Origin of the sequence: Peptoniphilus sp. (genome assembly GCF_022767005.1) — a bacterium.
Classification (GTDB): domain Bacteria; phylum Bacillota; class Clostridia; order Tissierellales; family Peptoniphilaceae; genus Peptoniphilus_A.
The window spans coordinates 1-4440 of record NZ_JALEOV010000102.1; the positions used below are offsets into that span (position 1 = coordinate 1).

Consider the following 4440-nt stretch of genomic DNA (forward strand, 5'->3'; position numbering starts at 1 on the left):
ATACTGGGGATAAGAACCATCCCCAGTATGAAGATAAATAAAATTTTTAACGATTGTTTTATCATACTATCCACCTTTTAAACTTTAATAAAATCCATTATAACTTCGATTTCCGAAAAATCTAATTGGGCAGTATTCAGGCACTTTATTTGCCGCATCGAGCGCAGCTTGACGAACTGACTTGTTACTAGCTGTAGAATTCCAAAATTGCCATAAATAATTATAGCTAAAATGTCCACCTATTGATTCATACCATCCTAGGAAAGCTCTCTTATTTGATGTTCCGTTGCGAATGCCAAATGCAGATGCCCAAGTACTCTTTGACCCTGTATTACAAGCATCTAAAAAAACGAATTGATATGTTCCGCTAGGAATCTCTGTATAATCTATGCCATAACCAGACCTACCTATTCCTATAGTAGTTGAATTACCATGACAATTAACATAAAATGCTCTTTTAGGTAGCATACCTAATATATTTCTTCGGAAATTAGTTGTTAAACCAATCCTCATATCCACTGAGTCATAACCCATTCTAGCTAACCCTGACTGAGCATCTGTTACAGACTCTCTTGGGTAAGGGATAGCGTCATCATTTATAGATGCTGCCCCTGCATTGTATAGGTACAATTCTCCTCCAACAATTTCACCAGAATATAAATCTACATACACTTCTACTTTTTCATTTTTTAGGATATAAACTTCCTTAATTATTTGATCTTCTAAGTTTTCTTCACTTATAATAACAGGTTCAGTTTCTTCTTTTCCATCCATCAGCCTAAAAAAATCTTTATTAGGAATAGCAGTTCCAACACTAACTTCTTGAATTTCCCCTTTATTGTATTTTTGCAAGAATTCATTTGCTATTCTTATGACTTTATCTTTTGGGATTGGATTTCTAGTTTGGCTAAAACTTCTCAAAGAAATTTCCTCTTTCTCTATACCCTTTTTCTTAAAGCTAACTAAAGCTCCATTTTCTGTATTTATATAAACATCATAAGCATCATATTGATTATGTCCACCATAAGGCATCATCTTTTCATATCTTAATATTAAAGTAGTATCATCAAAATAACCTGAATGAACAAGCTCATATCCTTCTTTAATAAGTTTTTCCTCAATTAGAGTTTTAGTAAATCTAAAGTCTTTTTTAGGGGCACTTTGTCTAAAAGAATCTTCATTCGTTTCTTTTATTCTATCAATGGATATAATCCTATCGTCTTTATCTAATAAAGCAAAAGACTCGTTTCCTAGATTAACTCTCTTATCATCCTTTGCTGATCTCAAATTAAATAATTGATGATCTTTTTCAACATCACAACCAAGTTCCTCTAAAATTTCCATTGACTTTTGAAAATTAGTCGTATCATCTCTATAACCTTTTGCAAATACTGTTGTCGTTAGTACTAATGCTAAAGCTAATAAGATTAACAAAAACTTCTTCATAAAATTCTCCTTTTTTTACCTTCTCTTGCTTCAATAAACAGTTATTTTGTTAATAAATAAACTAATAGCTCTTAAACCATTAGTTTATTTATGCTAATCGTCGCCGTTTTTATACCTCTGTGGATTTAAATATATCATTATTTCCCTCCTATACCTCCATGATACTGTTCACACTCAAACTTACATTGTGCCCTTAGGGTATCAAAACCAAATAATGTATAAACACATGTCCAGTTTATCTGCAATTTCTATTCCTACTAAAATCGTCACTTGAGCCTCTCCTCGTTCCAAAAGGCTAATGTATTGTCTTGTTACGCTAAATCCTTCTGCTAGTTGCTCTTGAGTTAATCCTTTTTCTTTCCTAATTTGTTTTATTCTATTTTCAAAAACGCTTTGAACCTTCCACATCTTACTATCTTAATTCAAGCTTAGCATAACGTATTCCTTTTTAAATTACGAACATATTTGTTCTTCCTTTATTATCCATAGATAAAGCAAAAATATATCCCAAAAGCAATAAAGCTAGAAATAATACAAAAAATCGCATTGCAGTATCATTATCTATTAAAATCTCTCCTCTTGCCATTCCTGGCAAAACACTCGTTAACATTGCAAGCAATACAAATAATCCCAAATAAGAACTTACCAAAAATATTAAAGGTATAATTTTCTTTTTCATAAAAAACCCCTTAAATTTTATCGCTTCTTTTTGCTAAATATATAATTCATCTACTTATTAGTATATCACTAGATTAAATAAAGGCAATGCACTTTATTATAATTTTTATATCCTTTTAATTAGCTGTTTTTTATTGTATAATGAGTTTATCAATTATTAAAGAGGTGAACAGTATGAGTGCCATCGTCATAAATGACCTGACAAAACGCAAGGGCAAAGAAAAAATTTTATCTAACTTAAATTTAGAAATTTTAGATGGCGAATTTTTCTCTCTTCTTGGAATAGAAAAATCCGGAAAAACAACTCTTGCAAGAATTATTATGGGATACTTAAAACCTAGTAGCGGATCTATTAGGGTTTATGATATGGATTCCTTTAAAGAATCAAAAGAAATAAAAGAAACTGTGTCCTTCGTACCTGAAGATATGATTTTCGATTCAAAAATAAAATCTTATGCTTTATTAAAGAAGACACTTAGCACACGTGATTTGTCTAACACAGAAGATATTGATGTCCTCTGTGATTATTTTGAGTTTAATTCAAATCTAAGAATTTGCGATTTAAGAGATAGGGAAAGAAAACTATTTGCTATTATTAACGCTCTTGTTATTAAACCAAGACTTTTAATATTAGATAGCCCTTCTAAATTTTTGGAAGAAAAAGATGTTGATAGGCTTTTCTCTCACATAAAAAAATTAAATGAAACAGAAGGTTTAACTGTTTTGCTTTTATCTGATTCATTAAGAGAAGCAAAAAAATATTCTCAACGCATCGCTTACTTATCTGATGGTAAAATTCAAGATATTGAATACAACAATGTGAAAGCTGCTGGAGATAAAGTTTTAAAAATCGACTCTTATAGAGGAAATTTGAATTACTTTACTTCAATAGGAGCAAGAATTATTAAAGATGAAGAAGAAACAGTCCTATACTTTGATGGAGCACTTCCTGAACTTTCAAAGGTAATCTACGAGGAAGCTCTTGAAAATTATGTGCTTGAAGATGCAAAATTATGCGATAAAGTAAATGCCTACTACAAGGGAGAAAATGCAAAACTTCCTAGAAAGAAAACTGAAGCACCAAATAAAGAAGTAGTTGAAAGTTCAACAGAAAAAATTTCTGCAAATACAGTTGAAACTTCTAATGTTAACGGTGTAACAGAAGGCACGCTAAAAGTAAAGGAAGGCGAAAATAATTTCACTGAAGTGGATGGTGTAAAATTAGAAAATTCTGAAAAAGATATAATCCACAATACAAAGACAAATCTCTTTGTAGATGATGAGTTCAAAAGTGTTGTGCCCGATGAAAAAATTTCTAAGGATCTAAATAAGGAAATTTTCGCTGACAATGAAGTTGAAGAAAATTCTAATGATAAATCAGAAAGTCTAAAATTAAATTTAGATGAAAATAAATCTGATGACACAATTATTTTTAAAACCTCTGACGACGTCTTCAATGTAACAGAAGATACAAGACTAAAGGAGGACAAAGATGATATTTAATATGGAATTTAAATCAAATTTTGCAAAGATGATATCTTGGGCAATTGTCCTGATAATTTTACTTGGACTTATGCTTGCCTTTTATCCTTTCCTTGCAGAATCACAAATGAACTCGCTATTTAACTCAGTGCTAGAAGGTTTTAACGAGCCTGCTAGAAATATCTTAGGGCTTTACGACGGAATTGACATAGTAAACATTGGCGACTACATTGCTCTTGTTTACCATTATCTTGCAGTTCTAATTTTTATATTTGCAATGCAACTTGGAGCAAATTCTCTTTCAAAGGAACAAAGCTCTGGTAATATTGAATACATTTATTCAAACCCAATTTCAAAATCAGAAATTGTAACTGGCAAAATTGCTGCCAACTTGTTAATTTATATTTTATTTTTAATAATAATGGCACTTGCAACAGTGGGACTTGTCCTTGGAATTTCTTCAATAGGAATTGGCGGAAGTGAATCTGCACAAATAACAAGTTTTGAAATTTTTGAAGCAGTTATAAAAGTTTTTGTTGGACTACTTGGCTCTGGTCTTGTATTTATGTCCATTGGCTTCTTTTTCTCTGCAATGTCAAAATCTTCTCTACACCAAGATGCAATTGCCGCACTTTTTGTATTTTTAATTGTATTACTTACAATCGTAGGAAAAGTTATCGGCGATATCTTTGAAATGATTATATCTTACTTCCCTAACGAAGCCTTTAGACCTTATAGCTTCGTGAGTGCTGACCTAAATATAATTGGCTTAATCGTAAATGCAATTATATTTGTGCTAATGATAGTATTGACTTACTCAATTTATTCAAACAA

General features: G+C 31.1%; 5 protein-coding genes. 2 read left to right on the forward strand and 3 right to left on the reverse strand.

What is annotated here, in order from left to right; genetic code table 11:
• Positions 1-84: 84 nt before the first annotated feature.
• From MR285_RS07570 to MR285_RS07580, 3 genes are all read right to left on the reverse strand, one after another.
• Positions 85-1344, reverse strand: a complete 1260-nt coding sequence (locus MR285_RS07570) for a hypothetical protein (RefSeq protein WP_293559639.1) — start codon at positions 1342-1344, stop codon at positions 85-87.
• Positions 1345-1647: 303 nt separating this feature from the next.
• Positions 1648-1854 (reverse strand): helix-turn-helix transcriptional regulator, encoded by a 207-nt coding sequence (locus MR285_RS07575; protein WP_293559641.1) that lies wholly within the window; start codon positions 1852-1854, stop codon positions 1648-1650.
• A 40-nt stretch (positions 1855-1894) separates the two neighbouring features.
• A complete protein-coding gene (locus MR285_RS07580) occupies positions 1895-2125 on the reverse strand; it encodes a hypothetical protein (RefSeq protein ID WP_293559643.1) in 231 nt (76 codons plus the stop codon).
• 173 nt (positions 2126-2298) lie between these two features.
• On the opposite strand from MR285_RS07580, the gene MR285_RS07585 reads away from it, so the two are divergent.
• Positions 2299-3627, forward strand: coding sequence for an ATP-binding cassette domain-containing protein (locus tag MR285_RS07585; RefSeq protein ID WP_293559645.1), 1329 nt, complete (start codon positions 2299-2301; stop codon positions 3625-3627).
• On the forward strand, positions 3617-4440 hold an 824-nt coding region (locus MR285_RS07590; protein ID WP_293559647.1), incomplete at its 3' end, for an ABC transporter permease subunit. The genes MR285_RS07585 and MR285_RS07590, both read left to right, overlap by 11 nt.